Origin of the sequence: Pseudarthrobacter scleromae (assembly GCF_014644515.1) — a bacterium.
GTDB classification, from domain to species: Bacteria; Actinomycetota; Actinomycetes; order Actinomycetales; family Micrococcaceae; genus Arthrobacter; species Arthrobacter scleromae.
Genome location: NZ_BMKV01000002.1, coordinates 238,072 through 262,119 on the forward strand (window position 1 = coordinate 238,072; position 24,048 = coordinate 262,119).

Below are 24,048 nucleotides of genomic sequence, written 5' to 3' on the forward strand. Positions count from 1 at the left end.
GCCCAAGCCCGTGCCCTGTGAAATAGTTTGGGGACGGAGAGCGCGGTCAGGCCGGCCCATGCTGCGTCGATTGGCCGGGTACGCGTGGTGCCCCGTTTCCGCCCGCCTTCGCCAGCGTGAATATCCCATAGCGCATTGCGCCGGTGCGGTAGGCCAGGATCAGGCGGGGGATGCTTAAAGCGAAGATGCGATTGCGGGCCCCAAGGGCGAGGCGGCGGGTCTCGCGATCGACGAGCAGGGCCTTCGCCAGTCGACGGGCGCAGACCGGCCAGGTGCGCGCGACGCGGCGGCTGACATCCTCATAGCCGGTGATCACGAAGCCCGCCGCGACGGCCATCGCCTCATACTCCTCGCGCGTGCCCATCGATGGCAGGCGCCCTTCGCGGCAGATCGGCTCGAGAAGGTGGTGAACCTTCCAACCTGTGGCTTCAGTCTCGGCAAGCCATGCGCAGACGACGAAGCGGCCGCCGGGCGACAGCACACGATGGGCCTCGGCGAAGAACCTGGGCTTATCGACCATGTGCTCGCTCGACTCGATCGCCCACGCGGCATCGGCTGAGGCATCGGGCAGCCCGTTGGCGAGCCAGTCGCGAAGACGGATGTCCACGTCTGGTACAGGATGCGCGGCGGCATAGTGGGCCTGCTCAGCGGACAGCGTGAAGCCGGTAACGCGGACCCTGCGTGTCACCGCGAGCCGCCGTGCGGTGGAGCCATAGCCGCAGCCGATGTCGACGCACGCCTCGCCGGGCAGAAGGCGCAGCCGATCGCCGACGGTGTCCACCAGCGCCTCGACGGCCTGGGCGGGCGTCTCGCGACCGGTTGCCCACAGGCCGTGATGGACATGCTCACCCCACACCCGACGATAAATCGGATCGAGTTCGTCGTAGTGATCCGCGACCGCCGCGGCGTTCTGGGAAATTTCGGGGACGATCACGCCATCACAGTACAACGCCGGCGGATTCCACCGTGGTTCAGGACTCCTAGTAGACGGAGCCCTCCAGCAGTTCCGAGAGCCTGCCGGCGGCGCGCCGCAGTTCCGGGACGCCGGCCCTGAGGGTTTCCTCGTTGGCGGCCTCCACCGGGCTGGTCAGGGAAATGGATTCGCTGGGGCGCCGCCCCGGTCTGCTCGGTACGGCTACGGCCACGGAGAGCACCCCTGTAGCCCGTTCATCAGCCGAGTACGCATATTCGGCCCCGGGTTCGGGCAACCGGGAGCGCAGCGCGGCCGCCGTCAGGCCGGGTTCCTCATGGCCCCCGGCGACGGCCGCCGCGACCACCTGCTGCAGCTCGTCATCGGACGATGACGCAAGCAGGATCTTGCCGGCGGCGCCGACCGTGAGGGGGAGGCGCTTGCCCAGCGGGAGGTCGTAGCGGAGGGGCACCTCGCCGTCCACGCGAGCCACGAGGATGCGTTCGAATCCCAGCCGTGTGTAGAGCGACGCCGTGAGCCCGGTCTGCGAGGCGACCTGCTGCAGGATGGGACGGGCCGCCACCACCAGGGGATCGTTTTCCAGGAAACTCCGTGCGGCCGGCAGGACGGCAGGCCCGATCCGGTAGGACTTGTCCGTCTGGCTCACCATGCCGAAATCCTGCAGCACGCGCAGGATCCGCAGCGTGGTGGGCAGGCTCATCCCGCAGTTCCGGGCCAGGTCACTGAGCCGCTGGGGCCGTTCGGCGCGCTGCAGTTCCGCAAAGACCTCCAGCGCCCGGGACAGGGAGCGCATGTTCGACGCCTTGGGTCCCTCCTCTGCCGAAGGGTGGGGGGAGGTGGAAGTCGTCGTCGCCATTCTTTCATTCTATGTAACTTCCTTGCGCTTGACAGTGCGTGTGTCTGGTGTCACTATTTCTCAGTACGCAATATAGTTTCATTCTGTGAAATGCAACGACGCAGCGTGAAAGTGAATCCGAGTGAGAAGGAACCATGACAACGGAGTCAGTCACAGCCACATCGAAGACCGCCGCCAGGGTGGCACCCTCCGTGCTGGCAGGCATCGGCGCGTTCGCGGCCGTCGGCGTGTACGTCCTCACCAGCTCGGTGGGCTTGGGCCTGTGGACCTCCCTTGGACCCGGCCCGGGACTGTTCCCCTTTGCCATGGGCGCAGTCCTCGCCGCGATGTCCGCTGTCTGGCTCCTCCAGGAACTCCGCCGCCCCAGCGAAACGGCAGAGGGCGTTGACCGCGCACTGGTGATCGCCGTCGTCGCCAGCCTGGTGGTCCTCGCCGCCGTCATGGACCTGCTCGGCTTCCAGCTGAGCATGTTCCTCTTCCTCATGTACCACCTGAAGCTGCGCGGCCGCAGGGCCTGGCCCTCCTCCCTGGTCACCGCTCTCGCCGGCAGCGTGGGCGCGTTCTACGCCTTCAACTACGGCCTCAACGTGGCACTGCCCGTTTCGGCCTTCCCCCTGCTGAACACGATCGGACTCTGAACGTGGATACCCTCAACGAACTTATGGGCGGCTTCGCGGCCGCCATGACCTGGCAAAACCTGCTGTTCGCCTTCCTGGGCTGCCTGCTGGGCACCATCATCGGCGTGCTGCCCGGCATCGGTCCGGTGGCCGGCGTCGCGCTCCTCATTCCCCTCACCCTGAACCTTGATGCCACCGGGGCGATCATCATGCTCTGCGCCATCTTCTACGGCACGGCCTACGGCGGAACCATCACCAGCGTCCTGCTGAACACCCCCGGCGAAGCCGCCTCCGCCATCACCACCATTGACGGCTACGCAATGACAAAGCTCGGCAAGGCCGGGGCAGCCCTGACCATTGCCGCCGTTGGATCCTTCGTGGGCGGCACCGTCGCCACACTGGGCCTGGTGATGGCCGCCAAACCGCTGGGCGAGCTGGGGCTGCTGGTGGGTCCGCCGGAGTTCTTTGCGCTGATGGTGGTGGGCATCTCCCTGCTCGTGGCGCTCGCCGGAAAGTCCATGGTCAAGGCCGTTATCTCCGGAGCCCTGGGCCTGCTGATTGCGATGGTCGGAATCGATCCCGTGGCCGGGGCGCCGCGCTTCACCTTCGGCATGGACCGCCTCCTGGACGGCGTCAGCTTTGTTGCCGTGATCGTGGGGGTCTTCGGCCTCTCCGAGCTGTTGTCCTACCGCAAGGGCACCGCCACCCCCAACGTGCACGCCCCAAACCTCCGTTCCCTGCTTCCGACAGGGAGGGAATGGCGCCGGAGTGCGCCCGCCATGGCCCGCGGAACCGGAATCGGCTTCGGGCTCGGCCTCATTCCGGGAATGACCGGCTCGGTCTCATCCCTGCTGGCCTACGGCGCGGAAAAGAAGTTCTCCCGCCATCGCAACGAACTGGGCAAAGGCGCCATTGAAGGCGTGGCCGGGCCCGAAACGGCCAACAACTCCCACGCCAACGCCGCCTTGATCCCGCTGTTCACCCTGGGTATCCCGGCATCACCCACCATCGCCGTCCTGATGGGCGCCTTCCTCCAGCAGGGCCTCACCCCGGGGCCCACCCTCTTCACCGAGCACTCCGAGATTGCCTGGGCCATCATCGCGAGCCTGTTCATCGGGAACCTGCTCCTGCTGGTGCTGAATGTTCCGCTGGTGGGACTGTGGACCTCCATCCTGAGGGTCCCCACCACCATCCTCACCGCCCTGATCCTGCTCTTTATGGTCATCGGCGCCTACACCATCAACTTCAGCGTCTTTGATGTCTTCGTCATGATCGGCTTCGGTCTCCTGGGCCTCGCGCTCCGGCACCTGGACATCCCGCTGGCGCCCATGGTGCTGACCCTGGTGCTCGGCCCGCTGATGGAACGCTCCCTCCGCGAGTCCCTCGAAATCTCCCAGGGTGACTTCGGCATCTTCACCGGCCGTCCCATATCGGCAGTCCTGATCGGCCTGGGGCTGCTGATCATCTTCAGCCCGCTCCTGAAGCTCCGGAAGCCCAAAGCGCTCAACGAGGACCCGGAAACCTAAACCACACCTCAACCCCCGAATACCCCCTTCAAAGGAGAAGAACACCATGAAAACCCGTTCCCGCATCGATGCCGCACTCGCCGCGGCATCCCTGATCGCACTCACCGGCTGCGGCGCCAACGCCGGAGCCACGAACGCCCCCGGCACCGACTTCCCGAAGAAGGGCAAGACGATTGACCTCGTTGTGGCTTTTTCCTCCGGCGGCGCCGTGGACACGGCAGCCCGGCTCATCCAGCCCATCCTGGAAAAGGAGCTCGGCACCAACGTCGAGGTCAACAACAAGCCCGGCGCAGGCGGCCAGATCGGCTACACCCAGCTGACCAGCGCCGCCCCCGACGGCTACACCATCGGCGCCACAGGCTCCCCGTCCGTCGTCGTCTCCCCGCTGGACCCCTCACGCGGGGCCAAGTACACGAGGGACAGCTTCCAGCCCCTGGGCCGCCAGGTCATCGACCCCACCGTCATCGCAGTGCAGCCGGACAGCCCCTACCAGACGCTGAAGGACCTCCTGGACGCCGCAAAGGCGAACCCGAAGTCCATGACCGCCAGCACCACCGGGCTCCAGACCGGTGAACACTTCGCCATGGCCCAGATCCAGGAAAGCACCGGCTCCGAATTCGCCCCCGTGCACTTTTCGGAAGGGGCTTCGCAGGCCACCACTGCATTCCTGGGCAAGCACGTGGACATCCTCGTGGCCAACGTCAGCGACGTTGTTGACCTGACCAAGCAGGGCAAGGCCCGCGTCCTGGGCGTCATGACCTCGGAGCGCGCGCCGGCACTGCCGGACGTCCCCACCTTCAAGGAATCCGGCTACGACCTCGAGGCGGGCACCACGCGCGGTTACTCGGCGCCTGCCGGGCTGCCGGATGAGGTGGCCAAAAAGCTCGAGGCCGCAATCCAGAAAGCCATCGAGGACCCCGCCGTGGTGCAGAAGATGCAGGACCTTGGCCTGCAGACCAGCTACCTCTCCGGCGAAGACTACAAGCAGTACTGGGCCGGGCAGGAAGAGGACTTCAAGAAGGTCCTGCCGATGGTCCAGAAGACCGACTGAACCTCCCGCAATTACCGGACGGAAGAAGCATCATGACCAGCCCAGCCATAGACACCCTCACCGCCGATTTCCCCCGCCCCGAGAGGGGCGTGGTGGAGCGCCTCGCCAAACTGCCCGCCGCCAACATCGGCGACGCCATGGACCGGCTCGGCGTCGCCGACTCCGCGATCCAGGCCATCTGGCCGGGTGCCCTGCTGGCCGGCCCCGCTTTTACGGTGTGGACCAGGCCCGGGGACAACCAGGGAATCCACAGGGCCCTTGAGCTGGCCCGCCCCGGTGACGTGCTGGTTGTTGCCGGCGGAGGGGATTCGTCCCGTGCCCTGTTGGGGGAGCTCATCGGTGAGCGTGCCATCAACCTTGGCATCGCGGGCTTCGCGCTGGACGGGGCAGCGCGCGACGCCGATGCGCTGCGTGAGATAGGCATGCCCGTCTTCGCCCGGGCTACTTCCCCTGCCGGTCCGTACAAGAACGGTCCGTTCCGCCTGGGGACGCCCCTCGCCTTCGGTGGCGTCCCCGTCCTGCCCGGTGACGTGGTCATCGGCGACTCCGACGGCGTCGTGGTGATCCCGCGGGAGCAGGCGGCCGCGGTCGCAGATGCCGCGGAAGCAGTCTTCGCTGATGAAACGAACCGCCGCCGAGCCATCGTCGCAGCCCGCGGCTGAACCACGAGAGACAGAGAAAACCATGACAGCGGTAACCGTTATTGGCCTCGGCGAAGCCGGAGCCACCTACGCCGCGGCACTCCACGCCGCAGGGCACAAGGTCACGGGATTCGACCCCGTTGCCTCCACCACTCCTGCCGGCATCACCCGGGCCGCCACCGCAGCAGAAGCCTGCGCCGGCGCGGACATCGTCTTGGTGATGACGGGCGCCGCCGCCGCACGCAGCGTCGCCGCAGAGTGCCTTCCGGTTCTCGGTCCCGGCAGCTGCTACGCGGACTTCACCTCGTCCTCTCCCGGAACCATGCAGGAACTCGGGCGGCAGCCCGGCAATGCCGACTTCGCCGACGTCGCCATCCTGGGTCCCGTGTCGGCATTGGGGGAGAAAACGCCCCTCATGGCCAGCGGGCCAGGTGCCCGGGCTGTCGCCGACCTGCTCGGCCCCCTGGGGGTCGAGGTCGAAATCGCCGAAGGGGAACCGGGGGCGGCCATGGCCCACAAGCTTCTTCGCAGCGTCCTGATGAAGGGCCTGGCCTCCGTGGTGGTGGAGGCCGTGACCGCGGGCCGCGCCGCCGGACTCGAGGACTGGATCCGGGCCCAGATCGCCAGCCAGTTGGCAGGCAACGGGCAGGCCGTGATTGACCGGTTCCTCACCGGCACTGCCAAGCACGCAGTGCGCCGCTCCAAGGAAATGCAGGATACCGCCAGCTACCTGGGCGACCTTGGCGTACCGGCCGAGATGACCACCGCCTCCGCCGCTGCCCTGGCCCGGATGGCCCGGGAACCAGCGGCGGCCTTGCGCTGACCGCAGAGTCGGGGACAATCAGGAGCGGATATTTCGTGACCGACCACATCACCGGCGTCCCGCCGTCAGGAGAAGCAGCATGATCGGCATCTGGGCCCTCGCCGCCTACCTTGCCGTCATCCTGCTCTGGACCACCGTGTTCAGGCGCAGCGTGGGGGAGGCGATGATCCTCGGATTCCTGGCCGTGCTTCCCTTCCTGGGGGCGGCAGCGCCGCAGACCGGCTGGGATTCGCTGTACTCGGCAATCACCGATGACATTGTCTACGCCACCATGGCCTTCGTGTTCATGGGCTACCTGCTGGACAGAACCGGGGTGCTGGACCGGCTGATCGATCTGCTTAATTCCCTGATCGGCGGGGTCAAGGGCGGTCCGGCGTGGGTATCCACCGTGGCATCGGCGGGTCTGGGGAGCGTGGTCCACAACCAGGCCGCCATCGCCGCCACGGTCGGCTCGGTCACCATCCCCTGGATGGAAAAGTCCAAGCTGGACAAGCCCGCGGCGGCGACGCTCGTGGCGGGCAACGCCGGCATGGGCATCACGTTCCCGTTCAGCGCATCCATGTTCGTCCTGGTCGGTTCCGCCACCGTGGGGCCCCTGCTGGACATCAACGCTCTGGTCCTCCCATTGCTGTTCGGCGGCCTGTGGTGCTTCCTGCACCGGCTGATCGTCACCTGGCTGCTGGTCCGCAAGAGCGGCATGGCTTCCCTCGATGCAGCGCACCGGCTGCCCGTCCGGGCGGCGTTCGGCCGCGGCTGGACCACGCTGCTGCTCTTCATTGTGGTGGCCATTCCGCTGGTCCTCACCTCCGGTGCCATCGCCAAGGGTCTTTCCGGCTGGACCGGGGGCGATGTCACCAAGGCTGTCAGCGTCATCGTGTGGATTCCCGTGGTCCTGATCGTCACCGGCCTCCTGCTGGGCCGGAAGAAGCTGCCCAGGGACGGCAGGGCGTGGTGGGCGCTGCTGCAGGACTCCGCGCCGCGCTTCGGGATTGTGGGGGTGACCGTGGTGTTCGCTTTCGCCGGTGCCAACGCACTGGCAGCCACCGGACTTCCACAGCAGATGACCGAACTGCTCAACGGGATGAACTTGCCGCTGTGGCTCCTGGCCATCCTGATCGGCCTGATTGTCATCGCTGTGGCTGCGCCGCTGTCCGCGACGGCCACCATGGCCGCCGTCGGAACGGTCGGCGTGGCCGCCCTGGTGGCGGCCGGAGTGCCGGCCACCACTGCGGCCGTGGCCGTCCTGGTCTTCTCCTCCTGCGAGGCGGCGGTCCCGCCGGGCGGTGCCCCGCTGTACGTGGCCTGCGGCATCGCAGACGTGGACCCGATCACCACGTTTCTCCGGCTGTTCACCCACTACGCCATGCCGCTGCTGGGCATCGGCGTGCTGATCATCCTCGGCATCCTGCCCGTTTAAGGAACACCACCATGCATACCATCCGGAGGGCCATCGAAGTCCTCTTCGTCCTCACCCTCGCAGCGCTGCTGGCTGGCGGCATTGTGTTCGTGGCCGGGCAGGCCATCGCCCTGGCGGCGGGCCAGGGCGACTGGCTCACGCTGCTTAATGACACCATCAAGGCGCCTATGTGCATTGCGGCGTCCATCTGTGCCGTGGCCGGTTTCCTGCTCAGCTACAAGCGCCGCCAGAACCAGGAGCAGCCGCAGGAAGCAGGGGCACGGTGAATCCCGGAGCGGGAACCTACCCAACGTTCGCCGGGTTGCTGGAGCGGGAGGGTGCCCTGGCGGGGACCTCCTGGGGGCTCTTTCCGGACCCAACCCGGGGGACGCCGTCGTTCATTACTCCCCAGGCGGTGCTGGCGGCACGCACCTGCATCCGCATGGGCACGGCCATTGGCCTCGACTATCCGGCCGATGCCTTTGATCCCGGCATGTCCCTCAAGCGCGGCGCGCCCCGGCACACCATCTACTCCTCGCACCCGGCCCACCGCGATGATTTCCTGGACGGGTACTACCTGCAGGGATCCAGCCAGATCGACGGGCTGCGGCACCGCCGGGCGGACGATGCCGGCTTCTACAACGGCACGCCGGATGACCGCATCACCGCGGGCACGCCGGACCTGGGGATCCAGGAATGGGCAGACCATCCCATAGTTGGCAGGGGAGTCCTGGTGGACCTGGCCGGGTACCGGGCCGGGCAGGGCGCTCCGATTGACCATGCTGCCGGTGAACCGCTGGGCCTTGACCTGATCGAGGGGGCGCTGGCCGCCCAGTCCATGGACCTCCGGCAGGGCGACATCCTGATGCTGCACACGGGCTGGTGCGAATGGTTCCTGGATCTGGCGCCGGAGGACAAGCAACGCATGCGGGATAGCAGGCGCGCCACGGGGGTTGCCCAGTCGGAGGAGTTCGTCGCCTGGGCCTGGGACCACCGGCTGGCGCTTCTCGCGGCGGACAACTTCGCCGTCGAATGCCTGCCCGCCGTGCCCGCAAGCCCTTACCGTGAGTCAGCACCGAACGACCACGGCATGATGCATCAGCAGCTCCTGGCCAAACTTGGCATGCCCCTGGGTGAACTTTGGCGGCTGGGTCCCCTCGCCCGGCACATGGGGAGTGCCGGCCAATGGGACGCCTTCATCACCATCAAGCCGCTGAACATCATCGGCGCGACCGGGTCACCAGCGAACGCCATTGCCTTGCTGTGAGGCCCGCCGGGCTGGCTTGTCGGGTCAGCGCAGGCGCTCGCCGGTCACACCGGCCAGGTGGTCCAGGAGTTCGTTCTGGAACCGCTCGTCGCGGACGGCGGGATGCGGCTTTTCCCGGTGCTGGTGGTACCAGTAGCCGCCGCTCGTCAGGGCCTCCGGGTCATCGCTGGCGGCCAGCCACTCCTGGGTGAGGTGGCCGAGCCGGAGGTCGTCCGGGGCGCCGGCCCCGCCCATCCTGGTGGGCACCCAGCCGGGATCGACGGCGTTGCTGAGGACGTCCGGCCATAAGCGGGCGACGGCGGCTGCCAGGGCCGTGAGGTAGAGCTTGCTGTCCGAATAGGTCACCTTCCGGGCGCCCGTGCCGAGGGCCGCGAGCCCGGCGTGGCCGCCGCGGTGCATGCCGCTACTGACATATATCAGCCGCCGCGGCTGTTGCATGAGTGCGGTGAGGAGGTAGGGGGCGGCGACGTTGACCTGGAAAATGTCCGGGCCGTGGAGCACCCCGGCGTTGTGGATGACGGCGTCCATCTGGCCCACCCGGTTCACCTGACCGGCGATATCGCGGATTTGGTCCATGGCCACCAAGTCGCCAACAATGCCGTCCGCGCCGCGGTCCAGGAGATCCTGGACGGAAGCCAGGCGTTCCGCACTGCGGGCATGCACGACGACGTCGTGCCCCTCCTCGATGAGCGTCGCGGCTGTGTGCCGTCCCAGCCCATCTGCGGAGCCGGTGATAAAGATGCGCGCCACTGGTCCTCCTCAAGTTGTATACAAGTATGCACCTAGCGCTAGGGTTGCTGTGGAGGTAACAACATGCCTGGTGCAACCACCCGCAATACCGGAGCGGATTTCGTCTACGCCGAGCTGAAGCGGCAGATCATCAGCCTGGAGCTGAAGCCGGGGGAGCGCGTTTACGAACCCGCGATGGCGTCTGCCCTGCAGGTGAGCCGGACGCCGCTGAGGGAAGCCATCCGGCGGCTGATCTCGGAGAGCCTCCTGGAACAGCAAACCACCGGCGGCGTTCTGGTGCCGGCCTTGGATGAGGCAGCAATTTCCGAGCTGTACGAGGTCCGCGCTGCAATGGAGTCCCTCATGGCGCGGAACGCCTGCCTCAAAGCGACGCTGGCTGACATCGACGCACTCGAAGGCATCCTGGAGCGCAACGCCGCCATGGTGGGCTTCGCCGATGAAGCGATGAAGCAGGGGATGTCGCTGCACGGGAAGATCGCCGGGATTGCCGGCAATTTGTGGGCCCGGCGGTTCCATGACCAGATCTCAAACCAGATGGAGCGGTACCGGCACTTCACCAACAGCACCCAGGAACGGCGGGAGCAGGCCCTGGCCCAGCACCGGACCCTGGTGGCGGCCGTGACCGCCGGCGACCCGGACCAGGCTGCAAGGATCGCCTTCGACCACGTCATGGGCGCCCGCGATGCGGCGGTGCGGGCCATCTCCGGCACCACTGCATGATCGGCGAACTGGGGCGGCGCTCGACTGCGGCCCTCCTGGTCCATTCCACCCTGATTCAGGCACTGACCTTCCTGCTGCGGCCGGCCGCCACGTACCGCGCGCTGGAACTGGACGTCCCCGGCTTCGCCCTTGGGCTCCTGGCGGCCAGCTACGCCGTCTTCCCGCTGCTGCTCGCCGTCCCCACAGGCGCCCTGGTGGACCGCCTGGGTGAACGCCGCCTCATGGCGGCCGGTGCCGCCGTCGTCCTGGCCAGCGCTTTGTTCCTGCTGCTGTGGGGTTCGTCCATCGCCGCCCTGATCATCGGAACCGCCCTCCTGGGCGTCGGCCAACTGGCCTGTGTGGTGGGGCAACAGGCGGTGGTGGCCAACAACGCCGCCTCATCCCGGATGGATTCGGCCTTCGGCTACCTCACCTTCGCGGCGTCCCTGGGACAGGCAGTAGGGCCGCTGGCCATCTCCCTGGTGGGAGGGGCGGCCATCCGCCCCGACACCCAGGCGATCTTCCTCCTCTCGGCCTGCATGGGCCTGGTGCTCCTGGTGACCACCTTTGGCATCTCGGCAACTGTCAGCGCCAGGAAGGGAACGGCAGCCCCGGCGAACGGCGGCAAAGGCAACGTGGCCTCGCTGCTGAAGACTCCCGGCGTGGCGCGGGCCCTGGCCACCAGCGCCACTGTCCTTGCCGTGGTGGACCTGACCATGGTCTACCTCCCGGTGCTTGGATCCGAACGCGCGCTCAGCGCGGCAACCGTTGGCGCCCTGCTCGCCGTCCGCGCCGTGTACTCAATGGTGTCCCGCATCCTGCTGGGGCAGGTATCCCGGAAACTCGGGCGCAAGCGGCTGCTCGTGGCCAGCCTGGCGCTGTCCACCATCGCTTTGGCCGCCATGGCGGTTCCCATGCCGGTGCCGCTGCTCTTTGCGGTCATGGCCGTGCTTGGACTGGGCCTTGGCATTGGCCAGCCGCTCACCATGTCCTGGCTTTCGGCGCAGGCACCCGCCGGGCAGCGCGGACGTGCCCTTGCCCTCCGGCTCGCCGGCAACCGGGTGGGCCAGGTGGTGCTTCCCAGTGTTATCGGTGTGGCAGCGGCAGGAGTTGGCGCGATGGGGGTTTTCCTGGCGTCCGCGGCCGCAGTGGGCGGGACGCTTTTGCTGCTCCGCGGCGTTCGGCTGGACGACTAACTACGGCAGCCGACTTGGCCGCAGCAGGGTGGGCACGCCGGCCTGCTCCGGATCCAGTGGAACAGGGCTGACCAGTACTGCCGGGCCGCGATGGAGCGTTCCGCTTGAGAGTGCCCGGCAGCGGATGCCGCCCCGGCCCCGCATTGATGCGTGGGCGCCGGGGGCCAGCACCTCGTTCATCCAGGCGCAGGGGTGTGCGGGCCGGCCGCCGTGGAACTCAACCCGGGAACCGCCGGATTCCAGCGCGAAGTCCTGGTTGAGCAGCGGAGCCAGGTGGGCTCCGCGGAGGATGACGTTCCGCCGGGTGGCCAACGGATCGAACGGTCCGGCGCCCAGTTCCCCGGCCATGGCTTCGAGGGCCTCGACGGCGAACAGTGTCACCGCAGCGTCCATATGGGCCGCTTTGCCGAAAAAACGGTCGCCCACAATGCCCTTGCCCGCCACCACTTCCGCGCTCCCGGCGTCGAAGGTGGGCACATCGGCGGCGCCGTCGCGTGCCCGGCCGAAGTAGGCGTGCCCGGGTGACACCAGCAGGTGCAGGATTTCGACGCCGTACCGGTACTTAGCTGACATGTCCACAGCCTAGGCCAGCCTGCCCCACAAATACGGTTAAAGGCGGCGGCCTCCCAGCCTGTGGAGCAGGATGAACGGGCCGGAGAAATCGTGTGCCGCGTTCAGGAACTCCCGGTACTTGCGTCGATAGCGCTGAATGCTCGTGCATTACTGTCACGGCGCTGAACAATGGCGTTGACCAACGATGCCCAACGATGCTCGGCTGCAGCGGAGGTTCTCGGGTAGTGGTGACCCGGGACCGGCACCAGGGACCACTCCCGTCCGTGCCCTGTTGCACGGTCCGTGGATCTCCGGGTGGAACTCGGCAGCACGACTTCATCTTCGTCCGGAGCGATGACCACCACGCGCGCAGGGCATTTCCGGGTGTGTTGTTCGCCGTCGTCAGGCCCTCCCGCGGTCAGTTCGAAACGAACCGCCGCCCACCTCCTGAACTCCGGCTCATCCCCGTGTAGCTGAAGATGATCTTGGAGGTTGATGATGGGAGACATAGCAACCACCTGCCTCGGCTCGACATGCTCGGCAAGCTGAAGGCCCACCCACGCTCCGAAACTGACGCCGAAAATGGAGACCTCTGGCGTTCTGCGCGTGGCCATGACCTCGGCGACTGCCTTCGCCGTTTCCCGAATCGCGGCCTGCCAGTTGAGCCAGGCGCGTTCCTGGAAGTCGGAGCCAAAGCCGGCAGAGCCGGGATAATTGATGATGAGCAGGTCAAAACCTGCATCAATAACGGTTCGATAGGTACCGCCATATCTGAGGTCGTCGAGCTCATGGCTGTCCGGGCCACCGTGAAGACAGACGACGAGCTCCTGGCCACGCGGCGGCCGTCCGGCATGCACGTAAACGCACGGCAATCCGGCCGGGGTGATCTGGCTCACCGTCAGTTCCCTCCTTACAGCGGCGATCCCGGCGATAAGGCCCCGTCTGGTCCGCCAGCACGATCCAATTGCGAGACCCGTGGACCGGATGACCGGGTCAGCAGCCGCTCCCATGGCGAAAACCTGGGACGTTCCGCATTGAGCTTCAGCTAACGTGAAGCAATCGTCGCAGGGATCCATATGCAGCAGGTGTTGTCCCTTTTCTGCGTGGATGCCATAGGCCGTTATACGCGTGTCCGACGCAGCGACAGAGATCAGGGACCAGCCCGGCGGAGCCACGATTTCCGCCTCGCCGGCGCCGCGGACTACGGAGAATCGGGCACCGGACTTATTCGACCGCTTAATAACAACGAACTCGGATGCGGCGGCAACGATCAAACCGGCACCATGCCCCACGCTGTTCCCGTCGCGGACCATGCTCCACCCGACCTCCGATTCGGCAACCAGGGTCCCGTCAGCGAATATGCATTTTGGTGCGCCGTGGCTGGGTGCGACCGGCCGCAGATCCCCACACCCCAGATCGAGGAGGAGAGTGTCCCCCGCTGCGGTCAATGACTCGAAAACCACACGTAGTGTCGCTTCTTCTGCATCTGGGATGAGGCTGACAATGCGGTGCGTCTGATTAGATGGCGACGGGATGGCACGCTCAAGGGGTTGGCCCAGGCCCGTTGCTACAAGGGGAAACTCCCTTACCGTCAACGTGACCGAATCATGGATGAGGTCATAGACGAAAGGGTGGCCAGGTAGACAAAAGGGCGCCAAAAAGCCGGACAACAATATCTGCTCATACCCGCCGGGCTCATCCTGTCCCTGGGTTGATATTCGGTAGAGGCACCCATCGAGTTGGCTGAAGGTGAAGAGGGTAGAGCCTACAAGTGCGAGGGGAACGAGGTGGTCCTCCTCGAAAAGGGACTCGACCGGCATGATCAGGCCGCCTTCACTGTCGATTCGCTGCGAACGCTGCGCAGAAGCGCAGGCAGAAGCACTGCATTGAACAACGTAACTGCGCCAGCAGTGAACAGCAGTCCCTCCGGGCCCGCGTTGAGCCAAAGAGGGGCGCCGAGGACGCCACCAAGCGTATCTCCAACCAAGAACGCAGTTTGCGAAATCCCGAAAACAAAACCTGTTGCCTGGGCCGGGATAATGGCGTACTGGATCGTTTCCTCTGATGCGATGGCAAGCGACACGAAAGCAGCCCGCGCGATGAAGATAACTGCTATCCACGGAGCTCCCAACCCCAAGGCCAGCGCGGCAGCCAGCGTAATGACTCCTGTAAGAACCTCGGACACAGCAAACAGCGCGAAGGGCCGGCTGCTGGTGCTGTAGCGGGAGAAGATCCAGGTGGCGCAGATTTGAGCAACGCTCATGAGCGCCATGATCAAGGCTGCCTGCGCGGCGGTGGCGCCACCATTGGTGAGAATCAACGGCAAATAAGGTGCCACCAGACTGACATAGAAGCCAGAGAGCAAGCCGATGACGGCCAGCTTTACGGCCAAGGCCTTGTAGCGCCGCCTATCGGCGGCCTCGTCTGCCTCTTCCGGCACGGAGTTCGGCAGACTGCGGGCTTGGGAATTCGGCGCGAGCATCACCCACACAAACGCTGCTGCCACGAGTGCGGGGGCAATCAGCAAAGCGGTCTTCGCCCCGTCCCCTTGGGTTGCCGACAACGCGAAGATAGATGCAGCCCCGACTGTGCCCAGCAGGAGACCCGTCTGATTCCCGAGGTTTCGGGCTCCGACAATTTTGGGAATTTCCTCATCGGAGGCTGTGGATCGCACCCAAGGCCTAATAGCTACAAGAACCAGGGATGCGCCTGCGCCTGCAACCCCTGAGAAAATCACTACCGGAATAACGTCCGTGAAAAGGCGGCCAGCAATTCCGATAGCGTATAGAAGCGTTCCCAGACGAACAGCATTCAAGCCGCCAAAGCGGTCTGCAAAGGCGCCCCACGCGAAAGAGAACCCGCCTACGACTGCCATAACGGCGTAACCAATACCGAATGCTACTAACGCATTCACCTGCTCAAAATAGAGTGGTTGTGCAACTTTTGACATCCACATTCCACCGGCAAACAGAACGGTGAAGACTCCCAGTTGTCCCCGCAATCCGAGGCTCATACGTGCATGCCCAGAAGTGCTTCCCGGTTTGCTGCCAGGACGTCGGAGTCAGGGAACAATGCGAGTCCTGCTTCTATCAGTTCCAGAGCCTCAGCGCAGCGGTCTTGCCGGATTGCAATCTCTGCGCTCAGCGATGCACGGCGTTCGGCTTCTTCCTTTGGCAGGGTGCTGTGGATCCAGCCGTCAACATGCTGGGTGGCTTCATCGACGCGGTCCGCGAGGATGAGGCTGTAAACCAGATTGGTGGGATGGACGTAAGAGGCGGGATCGAGCGACGCGGCCCGTGCGTGCGCGTCCGCGGCTACCCCATGTGAACCGATTTCCCCTTCGTATACCCCGATCAGGCACCATGCAGAGGCGAGACTGTCATCCAATTCCACGGCTTGCCGGCAGGCAGCCAGTGCGGCCTCTAAGTCTCCGGCCGACGCGTGGCATTTTGCTGCTTCCAAGTGGTATTCGGGCATGCGGGGGTCAACGTCCAGGAGTTCAGCGTAGGTGGCAATGGCAGCGGTCAGGTTTCCGGTTTGCTTGTAGCACTGGGCAAGGTTGTAAATGAGGACGGATCGGTGGATGGCCACTTTCTCGCCGGTCTGCGTGAGCCTTTTGATGCCCTCGCGAAGGAGCCGGATGGCCTCGTCCACGTGGCCGCGGCGGAAGAGTATGAGTGCATAGCCGTTCCTGTTGAAAACCTCGTCAAAGACAACGCGGTCCTCGGCGCGCTCTTGGGAGCCCAGTTGCGGGATGAGGGCATAGGCCTCATTCAGCAACGCCTCGCTACGAGCCAAACTTCGAAGGCCGTCCGGGTGGTGGCGGGCGTAAAGCATGGCTTTTCCGTAGAGGGCCCGGATTGCGTCGAGAGGCTCTTTGGATGTGCTCCAGCGGTCGTAATAGAACTCGGCCTGGACTGTCTCGTTCACCATGGCGTGCGCAAGCGCCAGGAGGTTCCACACCCGGGGTGACTGCTCAACCTCTTGCAGCAGATGTCCAAGATTCAGCGCTGTCCATGCATCTCCTGAGTTGACGTAGTCGAAGGCCATGGTGACGATCTGTCCCGCATGGTCCTTCCTCGCGGACGGTGACAGCATGTTCAGCAAGGACTGTTCCTCGGCCGAGAAATGAGGGACGGATTCATGGCCGCCGCTGTCAAAACGCAGTTGGACTGACCAGCCGCCTACGCGAACTGCCGCGTCCAGGAAATCGCGGCTGGGCCGGTCCAAGGCCTCAGCGTCTGTCACGTCTATTTCGATGGGACCGAAGGCTTCGCGGACGTATCGGGCAATTTTGATGTAGCTTCGTCGGGCCCGCTGGTGCTGGAAGAACCGGATCTGCTCGTTGGACGTCGCAGCATCCGTAAGGCTGGTTGTGCCGATCCGCACTTTGGCGGCCAGTTTGGTGTTCAGGGGGTAGAGAAGCCGAAGGCTCAGGGATAAGTCGTCGGGGTGTTCGTCCGGAGTTAAGTTGAAATGTTGCAGGACGGTTTTTACAACACCGAATGAGATGGGGGAATGGATTGAGGCGCTAACGCAGAACAAGTAAATCCTTAAATGTAGCCAAAGCAGGGGTGCCGATCTGCAACCGGCACCCCTGCAACGGAACTAGATGGTGGTGGCTTTACCGCCATAAAGAACGGCAAAATCGATCTTCTGTTCCTTGGGCTTCTCGATCCTGAGCTGCATTAATTTCCCCAATCAATTAATGAGAACAACCTCGTGCCGTCCTCAGCGAGGAAACTAACACAACTTTACTTATTGCCAAAGTCATACGCTGGGGCGGGGCTTTCACGGCGTGATGCGGTGCTCCGGTATACGGAGGTTCCTGCTGGTGCAGGCGGAATACTGCTTACGCACCGACGTACGCCGCCAGGTGCTTGCCGGTGAGCGTCGCGGAGCCGGCCACCAGTTCAGCCGGCGTGCCCTCGAAAACGATCCGGCCGCCGTCGTGCCCTGCTCCCGGGCCAAGGTCGATGATCCAGTCCGCGTGCGCCATCACGGCCTGGTGGTGCTCGATCACGATCACGGACTTGCCGGATTCCACCAGCCGGTCCAGCAGGCCCAGCAGGTTCTCCACATCGGCCAGGTGCAGGCCGGTGGTGGGCTCGTCCAGGACGTACACGTCCCCCTTCTCGGCCATCTGGGTGGCGAGCTTGAGCCGCTGGCGCTCGCCGCCGGAAAGTGTGGTGAGCGGCTGGCCAAGGCTGAGGTAGCCCAGGCCAACATCCTCGAGCCGCGCCAGGATGGTCCGCGCGGCCGGCGTCTTGGCCTCACCCTCGGCAAAGAAGGCCGCAGCCTCGGTCACGGACATGGCGAGGACCTCCGCGATGTTCCGCCCGCCCACGGTGTATTCCAGCACGGCGGCCTGGAAGCGGCGGCCCTCGCAGTCCTCGCAGGGTGACTCCACGGTGGCCATCACGCCGAGCTCGGTGAAAATGACGCCCGCGCCGTTGCAGGTGGGGCAGGCGCCCTCGGAGTTGGAGCTGAACAGGGCCGGTTTTACGCCGTTGACCTTGGCGAACGTCTTGCGGATGGGCTCCAGCAGCCCGGTGTAGGTGGCCGGGTTGCTGCGGCGCGAACCTCGGATGGCGCCCTGGTCGATCACCACCACGCCCTCGCGCTTGGCCACGGAACCGTGGATCAGGGAGCTCTTGCCCGAGCCGGCCACCCCGGTGACGACGGTCAGGACACCCAGGGGAATATCGACGTCGACGTCCTGGAGGTTGTGCGTCGATGCGCCGCGGACCTCCAGCGCCCCGGACGCCTTCCGGACGGCCTCCTTCAGGGCCGCGCGGTCCTCCAGGTGGTGCCCGGTGATGGTGTCGCTGCTCCGCAGGCCCTCCACGGTGCCCTCGAAACAGACCTCGCCGCCGTTGGTCCCGGCCCCGGGACCGAGGTCGACGACGTGGTCCGCGATGGTGATCATCTCCGGCTTGTGCTCCACCACCAGGACGGTGTTGCCTTTGTCCCGCAGCTGGAGCAGGAGCTGGTTCATCCTTTCGATGTCGTGCGGATGGAGGCCGATGGACGGCTCGTCGAAGACGTATGTAACGTCCGTGAGCGAGGAGCCGAGGTGGCGGATCATTTTGGTGCGCTGGGCCTCGCCGCCGGACAGGGTGCCGGCCGGCCGGTCCAGGCTGAGGTATCCGAGGCCGATCTCCGAAAAGGAGTCGAGCAGGTGCTGGAGGCCCTTGAGCAGGGGAGCCACCGAGGGGTCCTTCACGTCACGGACCCACCCGGCAAGGTCGCTGATCTGCATCTGGCACAGCTCGGCAATGTTCCTGCCGTTGATTTTGGAGGAGAGGGCCTGCTGGGTCAGCCGGGTCCCCTCGCACTCGGGGCAGGTCTGGAACGTGACGGCCCGCTCCACGAACCGGCGGACGTGCGGCTGCATGGCCTCGGGGTCCTTGGACAGCATGGACTTCTGGATCTTGGGGATGATCCCCTCGAAGGTCAGGTTGACGCCTTCCACCTTGATCTTGGTGGGCTCCGCGTAGAGCATCGTGTCCAGCTGCTTGGCGGTGAACTTGGCGATGGGCTTGTCCATCGGCAGGCCCATGCCCTCGAACAAGCGCCCGTACCACCCGTCCATGGAGTACCCCGGAACTGTCAGCGCTCCCTCGTTCAGGGACTTGGCGTCGTCGTACAGTGCCGTGCGGTCAATGTCGCTGACGTTGCCCATGCCCTCGCAGCGCGGGCACATGCCGCCGAGGTAGACGGCATGGTTGACCACCGCCTTCTCCACCCGGCCGCCCTTGTCCGTGGACATGACGCCGCTGGCCTTCCGGGTGGGAACGTTGAAGGAGAACGCCGTGGGCGGGCCGGCGTACGGGGTGCCGAGCCGGCTGAAGAGGATGCGGAGCATGGCGTTGGCATCGGTGGCGGTGCCCACGGTGGACCGCGGGTTGGCGCCCATGCGCTCCTGGTCAACGATGATCGCCGTCGTCAGGCCTTCCAGGAAGTCCACCTCCGGGCGGGCCAGGTTCGGCATGAAGCCCTGGACAAACGCGCTGTAGGTCTCGTTGATCATGCGCTGCGATTCTGCGGCGATGGTGGCGAACACCAGGGAGCTCTTGCCTGAGCCGGACACCCCGGTAAACACCGTCAGCCGGCGCTTGGGCAGCTCAACGCTGATGTTCTTGAGGTTGTTCTCCCGCGCACCCTGCACGCGGATCAGGTCGTGGGTGTCGGCGACGTGCAGCCCGTTGGCCTGGGTGGTGGTGCCGGTGTCCGTGCTCATCGGGTCTCCATCTGTTGGGCTGCGCTATCTGTTGGGCTGCGCTGACCGGAAGCTGCGTGCCCAGCCGCCGGCCGCCGTCGTTTGTATCAGCCTAGGCCTGCTGGTTGATCCGTACGGTGTTCCCGGCGGGGTCGCGGAAGGCGCAGTCGCGGATTCCGTAGGGCTGGTCCACCGGTTCCTGCACGACGTCGGCCCCGCTCGCCTCCACCTGGGCGAAGGCGGCGTCGACATCCGGGGCGGAGAGGATCACGGTGGCGTAGGTGCCCTTGGCCATCATTTCGGTGATGGTGCGGCGCTCGTCGTCGGTGATGCCCGGGTCCACGGCCGGCGGGTGAAGGACGATGGAAACGCCGGGCTGCCCGGCGGGGCCCACCGTGATCCAGCGCATGGCGCCGCGGCCCACATCGTTGCGGACCTCGAAGCCCAGGGCGTCGCGGTAGAACGCCAGGGAAGCGTCGGGATCGGTGTGCGGAAGGAACGTTGAGGAGATGGTGATGTTGTTCATGGCAGTCATGCTAGCTGCGGCTCCGGAACCGGCGCTTCTCGATTCCTGACCGGTCTGGTGACCTGCTTTGCCACGCACGCGGGGATGCCCGCCGTCGTGCTTTTTGCCTCCTGCTTGTAGGCGCTGGGCGGCATGCCCACCAGCTCACTGAAGCGGGTGCTGAAGGTGCCCAGCGAGGAACAGCCGACGGCGAAGCATACCTCCGTGACGGAAAGGTCACCGCGGCGCAGCAGGGCCATGGCCCGTTCGATCCGGCGGGTCATCAGGTAGCTGTACGGCGATTCCTGGTACGCGGCCTTGAACCTGCGGCTGAGGTGGCCGGCGGACATGTGGACACCGCGGGCCAGGGCCTCGACGTCCAGGGGCTGCGCGTACTCCCGGTCGATCCGGTCCTTGACCCGGCGAAGGAGCATCAGCTCGCGCAGCTGGGGGTCGGTAGTCACCCTTCAGATGGTGCTCCCTGGCGGGGGAGTTGTCCAGACTTTTTAGGGCGCGGTGGCTGCGCAAAACGGCCCCTTTTTGCGGGGTATGATTGTGCCGCCAGCCGGCATGAGGTCCTCGCCCGAACAGGGCTCGAGTCAACGCAGTGTTGGATGATGTCCGTTCACTGAGCAGTGGCATCCGGCGAAACCAAACCCTTTTCATCACTGTCAAAGACCCTGCCCGGATACTGCGCGGGCAGCACCCTGAAAGGACCCCATGGAACTGCTGTGGGAAATCGCCGGCTGGGCCGGCGCGGCTGCGATTCTCAGCGCGTACCTGGCCGTTTCCATGGGCTGGCTGAAGGCCGGCAAAGGATTCCAGACCGCGAACCTTATTGGCGCGGTGGCCTTCATCATCAACGGAACCTTCCACGGGGCCTGGCCTTCCGTGGTGACGAATGTGGCCTGGTTCCTCATCTCCGCCGTGGCGCTTGTCCGGATGCGTCCTGAGAACAGCCCGGCGGCGGTGGCTGCCGACCCGCAGGTCCAGTTCCCGGGTGTCCCGGACACCACGGGACAGATGGCCGTCGTCGAGGTTCTTACCGGTTCCATGCCAGTGGTCTCCATGCCCGCCGTCTCCATGCCTGCCATGGCTGACGGGCAGCGGCTGGCGCACTGAAGGCCTCCGCCGGTCATCCGCAAGGTGGTTGGCTCTACGCGTTCCTGGCTGCGGGCCGGCGGTAAACACGCAGGCCGTCACTGTGCAGGAACAGGGCGCGGCCTTTTCCTTCGTCCTGCTGGAGCCAGAGGAGGCTGCCGTCCAGGGCGAGCATGTCGATGCGTCCCGATGCGATGGGCCGCCCCTGGCGGTGGATTTCCACCTGGTCGCTTCGCGAAAGTTTGCACCAGTTGGGAACCGGTTCAGGAGAAAGGGGTGCGCCACCCTGTCCGACGGGCTGGGGACGGTTGTACAAGGTTTTCTCATTCTCCTTGGTCGGGGGTTTGTCCTTGCCGGACTGCCTTCGGAAAGTTCATGGGAGGAGGCAGGGTGACCGGCGGTCACCCCGCCTCCTTTGCGTGCTGTGGCGTCCCTGCGCCCGTCCTTCGGGCTACCTGTTGCGATGGAGTGCGGGAACGGCAGCACGCAGGCCGGACAAGAAGTCCGGCAGTCTGCGGGCTCCGGTCAGAGCTTGTCGGAGCGGACCGCCAGCACGGGGCAGGTGGCGTCGAGAAGGATCCTCTGCACGGTGCTTCCGAGGATGAGCTTTCCCACCATCGACCGGTGCCGAAGGCCGATCACGATCATGTCGACGTTGCGGTCCTGGGCGATCTGGATGACAGCATCCCCGGGATCAGACAGGACCGAGGATTCGATGGTCAGGGCCAGGCCGGCCTCGCCCAGCCGGGCTTCCAGCCCGCGCACTTCCTCCGGTTCCAGGTCGTGGTGGCCGCGGCCGATATTCACAATCAGCAGGTCCGACTTCCTGAGGTGCGCTTCCTTGATTCCTTCTGACAGGGCTTCCCTGCCTTCTGAAGCAGGTGCATAGGCGACGAGTACCGTCATTTCTTATCTCCAATGGCCAAAGTGTGTGGCGGACATCTAAACGAGGGTGTTGAACCAGCCCTGCGGCAGGTCGATCGGCAGCAGCGACGGGAGTGCGAGGAGCACGAGGTACAGGACGCCTGTATAGATCACGGCGACTTTCAGCCGTGCCCTAGCAACCACCAGCAGGAAGGCGGGGATGAAGATCGTTACCGCGATCAGGTACCCAAAGACGGCAGTCAGTGCGAGGAATCCGGTCATCCATGCGAACGTCTTGAACGCGAACCCTGCGTCAAGGGTCCAGCCTGCCCCTTGGGTCCGTGCCCGGAGCCGGGTGCGGATCTCGGTGAACAACAGGATCCCGGAGAACACCAGGCCGCCGATACTCACCAGCTGCGGCACCAGCCGGGCCTCCGGCGAGAATGACGTGGACGATATCAGTGCCGCAGCGAAGGCCGCGGTGAAGATGCCTGCCGCAACGAGGGACCAGTTGGAGTTCTTCAGCGGAGCCTCATCATCTTCGGGCTGTTCGTCCCTGTGGCCGTCGTCGAAGTTGGTCTTGCGGCGGGCCCGGATGAACTTGATGAAAGCCCAGATGATGGGGAGGACCAGGATGGCCAGGAACACCAGGACACCGGGACGCAGCATCCAGTCGAATCCTTCGTAGAGGCTGTCCGTCAGGAAGTAGTACCGCTCCAGCGGGATGGCCAGGACGAAACCGATCAGGAACGGTGCCCGGGGGAAGCCGGTGGACTTCAGGAGCCAGCCAAAGACGCCCAGGATGATCATGATCCAGAGGTCGCCGAGCTGGCCGCCTTCCTGGAAGGAGCCCAGGAGCATCACAGCCACCAGGCCTGCTGCCAGGACCGCGAAGGGAACCTTGGTGAGCTTGGCGAGCTGCTTGACGCTGAGGAAGCAGAACAGTGCGCCCAGGATCGAGGCGATCGCGAAGGACCACACGATCAGGTACATCAGGTCCAGGTGTTCGGTGATGATGGAGGGGCCCGGCTGGATGCCGTAGGTGAGGAGCATGCCCAGGAGCATCGCCGACGGGACACCGCCGGGGATACCAAACAGGAGGGTTGGGATCAGGTCGCCGGCTTCCACGGAGTTGTTGGCGCTTTCGGGGCCGACGATCCCGCGGGGGTCTCCCTTGCCGAACTTGCGCTTGTCCTTGGCCGTTGCGACGGCCTGGCCGTAGGCCAGCCAGGTTCCGGCGGTGGCGCCGACGCCGGGCAGGACACCTGCCCAGATGCCGATGAGTGCTCCCCGGATCACCTGGGTCCAGTGGCTGAGCCATTCGCGGATGCCGCGGCCCCATCCCCCGCCCAGGCTGATGGTTTCCTTCTGTCCGCGGCGCTGGCTTGCCCGCGAGGCGATTTCGGCCAGGCCGAAGATGCCCAGCGCCACGGCCACAAGTGACAGGCCGTCGCCCAGGAAGAGGCTACCGAAGGTGAAGCGCTCCTCAGCGGTGGTGGGCGAGGTTCCCACCATGCCCAGGACCAGGCCCAGGAGGCCTGCGGAGACGCCCTTGATGATGTTTCCCCGGGACAGTACTGCTGCCAGGGCGACGCCCAGGACGGTCAGCATAAAGAGCTCGGGGCTGGCGAAGGAGAGGACCAGCGGCCGGGCAAGGGGGATGGCAAGGGTCAGTCCAATGGCACCGATGATGCCGCCGGCCATGGAGGACAGGAACGCCAGGGTCAGGGCACGTGCTGCCTCGCCTTTCTTCGCCATCGAATAACCGTCGAGCATCGTGACGCTGGCGGAGGCGGAGCCTGGTGCCCCGAGCAGGACAGCGGAAACAGTGTCTGAGGTGTGCACGACGGCGAGGGCGCCAATGAGCAGGGCAAGCGCCTGGGGCGGTTCCATGCCGAACGTGATGGGCAGGAGGATGGCGACGGCGCCTGTGCCGCCGAGGCCCGGGATGAGTCCCATGACCAGGCCGGCGACGGTGCCGATCAGGAGCATGATGAGGAGGGAAGGATCAGCGAGGGATGCCAGCGCTGCCATTGCGGAGTCAAGCATGA

At 65.5% G+C, this 24,048-nt stretch carries 24 protein-coding genes; 11 read left to right on the top strand and 13 right to left on the bottom strand.

From position 1 onward, the window contains the following. Window positions 1–46: 46 nt before the first annotated feature. Window positions 47–934 carry an SAM-dependent methyltransferase gene (locus IEX33_RS06005; RefSeq protein WP_188728538.1) on the bottom strand — a complete coding sequence of 296 codons (888 nt, stop codon included), beginning with the start codon at window positions 932–934 and terminating at the stop codon, window positions 47–49. Between the two features lie 46 nt (window positions 935–980). Then, on the bottom strand, window positions 981–1,787 hold the full coding sequence (locus IEX33_RS06010; protein ID WP_188728540.1) for an IclR family transcriptional regulator: 807 nt from the start codon (window positions 1,785–1,787) through the stop codon (window positions 981–983). Window positions 1,788–1,921: 134 nt separating this feature from the next. Between IEX33_RS06010 and IEX33_RS06015 the strand changes: the two genes are divergently transcribed. The 8 genes from IEX33_RS06015 (at window position 1,922) to IEX33_RS06050 (ending at window position 9,108) form a co-directional block, all read left to right on the top strand. Continuing rightward, entirely contained in the window at window positions 1,922–2,425 is a 504-nt protein-coding gene (locus IEX33_RS06015) for a tripartite tricarboxylate transporter TctB family protein (protein WP_188728543.1), read from the top strand. 2 nt (window positions 2,426–2,427) lie between these two features. Continuing rightward, a complete protein-coding gene (locus IEX33_RS06020) occupies window positions 2,428–3,930 on the top strand; it encodes a tripartite tricarboxylate transporter permease (RefSeq protein ID WP_188728544.1) in 1,503 nt (500 codons plus the stop codon). A 46-nt stretch (window positions 3,931–3,976) separates the two neighbouring features. After that, window positions 3,977–4,981, top strand: a complete 1,005-nt coding sequence (locus IEX33_RS06025) for a tripartite tricarboxylate transporter substrate binding protein (RefSeq protein ID WP_188728547.1) — start codon at window positions 3,977–3,979, stop codon at window positions 4,979–4,981. Between the two features lie 32 nt (window positions 4,982–5,013). Further along, entirely contained in the window at window positions 5,014–5,643 is a 630-nt protein-coding gene (locus IEX33_RS06030) for an RraA family protein (protein WP_188728549.1), read from the top strand. Between the two features lie 22 nt (window positions 5,644–5,665). Further along, window positions 5,666–6,445 (top strand): NAD(P)-dependent oxidoreductase, encoded by a 780-nt coding sequence (locus IEX33_RS06035; RefSeq protein WP_188728550.1) that lies wholly within the window; start codon window positions 5,666–5,668, stop codon window positions 6,443–6,445. A 79-nt stretch (window positions 6,446–6,524) separates the two neighbouring features. After that, window positions 6,525–7,862: a TRAP transporter large permease subunit gene (locus IEX33_RS06040; RefSeq protein ID WP_188728552.1), complete on the top strand. Its 1,338-nt coding sequence runs from the start codon at window positions 6,525–6,527 to the stop codon at window positions 7,860–7,862. Window positions 7,863–7,873: 11 nt separating this feature from the next. Continuing rightward, entirely contained in the window at window positions 7,874–8,128 is a 255-nt protein-coding gene (locus IEX33_RS06045) for a hypothetical protein (RefSeq protein WP_188728554.1), read from the top strand. Continuing rightward, window positions 8,125–9,108 carry a cyclase family protein gene (locus IEX33_RS06050; RefSeq protein ID WP_188728556.1) on the top strand — a complete coding sequence of 328 codons (984 nt, stop codon included), beginning with the start codon at window positions 8,125–8,127 and terminating at the stop codon, window positions 9,106–9,108. Before IEX33_RS06045 ends, IEX33_RS06050 begins: the two co-directional genes overlap by 4 nt. Before the next feature lie 24 nt (window positions 9,109–9,132). Here IEX33_RS06050 and IEX33_RS06055 read toward each other — a convergent pair whose 3' ends face one another. Further along, on the bottom strand, window positions 9,133–9,858 hold the full coding sequence (locus tag IEX33_RS06055; RefSeq protein WP_188728558.1) for an SDR family NAD(P)-dependent oxidoreductase: 726 nt from the start codon (window positions 9,856–9,858) through the stop codon (window positions 9,133–9,135). 63 nt (window positions 9,859–9,921) lie between these two features. Between IEX33_RS06055 and IEX33_RS06060 the strand changes: the two genes are divergently transcribed. Continuing rightward, window positions 9,922–10,578: a GntR family transcriptional regulator gene (locus tag IEX33_RS06060; protein ID WP_188728560.1), complete on the top strand. Its 657-nt coding sequence runs from the start codon at window positions 9,922–9,924 to the stop codon at window positions 10,576–10,578. Beyond that, window positions 10,575–11,753, top strand: coding sequence for an MFS transporter (locus IEX33_RS06065; RefSeq protein WP_188728562.1), 1,179 nt, complete (start codon window positions 10,575–10,577; stop codon window positions 11,751–11,753). Before IEX33_RS06060 ends, IEX33_RS06065 begins: the two co-directional genes overlap by 4 nt. On the opposite strand, the gene IEX33_RS06070 is transcribed toward IEX33_RS06065, so the two are convergent. The 7 genes from IEX33_RS06070 to IEX33_RS06100 all read right to left on the bottom strand — a co-directional run bounded on the left by IEX33_RS06070 (window position 11,754) and on the right by IEX33_RS06100 (window position 20,466). After that, on the bottom strand, window positions 11,754–12,326 hold the full coding sequence (locus tag IEX33_RS06070; RefSeq protein ID WP_188728564.1) for an MOSC domain-containing protein: 573 nt from the start codon (window positions 12,324–12,326) through the stop codon (window positions 11,754–11,756). It lies immediately after the preceding gene. 101 nt (window positions 12,327–12,427) lie between these two features. Beyond that, window positions 12,428–14,125 (bottom strand): alpha/beta fold hydrolase, encoded by a 1,698-nt coding sequence (locus IEX33_RS06075; protein WP_188728566.1) that lies wholly within the window; start codon window positions 14,123–14,125, stop codon window positions 12,428–12,430. A 2-nt stretch (window positions 14,126–14,127) separates the two neighbouring features. After that, window positions 14,128–15,318: an MFS transporter gene (locus tag IEX33_RS06080; protein ID WP_188728568.1), complete on the bottom strand. Its 1,191-nt coding sequence runs from the start codon at window positions 15,316–15,318 to the stop codon at window positions 14,128–14,130. Then, complete coding sequence (locus tag IEX33_RS06085; RefSeq protein ID WP_188728570.1) at window positions 15,315–16,694, bottom strand: tetratricopeptide repeat protein; 1,380 nt, start codon at window positions 16,692–16,694, stop codon at window positions 15,315–15,317. The genes IEX33_RS06080 and IEX33_RS06085 overlap by 4 nt, the downstream gene beginning before the upstream one ends. Before the next feature lie 463 nt (window positions 16,695–17,157). Next, window positions 17,158–19,548, bottom strand: a complete 2,391-nt coding sequence (locus IEX33_RS06090; RefSeq protein WP_188728572.1) for an ATP-binding cassette domain-containing protein — start codon at window positions 19,546–19,548, stop codon at window positions 17,158–17,160. Window positions 19,549–19,639: 91 nt separating this feature from the next. Then, window positions 19,640–20,062, bottom strand: coding sequence for a VOC family protein (locus tag IEX33_RS06095; protein ID WP_188728574.1), 423 nt, complete (start codon window positions 20,060–20,062; stop codon window positions 19,640–19,642). Further along, window positions 20,059–20,466, bottom strand: a complete 408-nt coding sequence (locus tag IEX33_RS06100) for a helix-turn-helix transcriptional regulator (RefSeq protein WP_188729192.1) — start codon at window positions 20,464–20,466, stop codon at window positions 20,059–20,061. The genes IEX33_RS06095 and IEX33_RS06100 overlap by 4 nt, the downstream gene beginning before the upstream one ends. Window positions 20,467–20,752: 286 nt before the next feature. Here IEX33_RS06100 and IEX33_RS06105 point away from each other — a divergent pair, with 286 nt between their 5' ends. Then, entirely contained in the window at window positions 20,753–21,154 is a 402-nt protein-coding gene (locus IEX33_RS06105) for a CBU_0592 family membrane protein (protein WP_188728576.1), read from the top strand. 34 nt (window positions 21,155–21,188) lie between these two features. Here IEX33_RS06105 and IEX33_RS06110 read toward each other — a convergent pair whose 3' ends face one another. From IEX33_RS06110 to IEX33_RS06120, 3 genes are all read right to left on the bottom strand, one after another. Then, window positions 21,189–21,449, bottom strand: a complete 261-nt coding sequence (locus IEX33_RS06110) for a hypothetical protein (RefSeq protein ID WP_188728578.1) — start codon at window positions 21,447–21,449, stop codon at window positions 21,189–21,191. Window positions 21,450–21,658: 209 nt separating this feature from the next. After that, the gene (locus IEX33_RS06115) at window positions 21,659–22,039 is read right to left on the bottom strand and encodes a universal stress protein (RefSeq protein WP_188728580.1); all 381 of its coding nucleotides are present in this window, start codon (window positions 22,037–22,039) and stop codon (window positions 21,659–21,661) included. Between the two features lie 36 nt (window positions 22,040–22,075). After that, window positions 22,076–24,046: a tripartite tricarboxylate transporter permease gene (locus IEX33_RS06120; protein WP_188728582.1), complete on the bottom strand. Its 1,971-nt coding sequence runs from the start codon at window positions 24,044–24,046 to the stop codon at window positions 22,076–22,078. Between the last annotated feature and the right edge of the window lie 2 nt (window positions 24,047–24,048).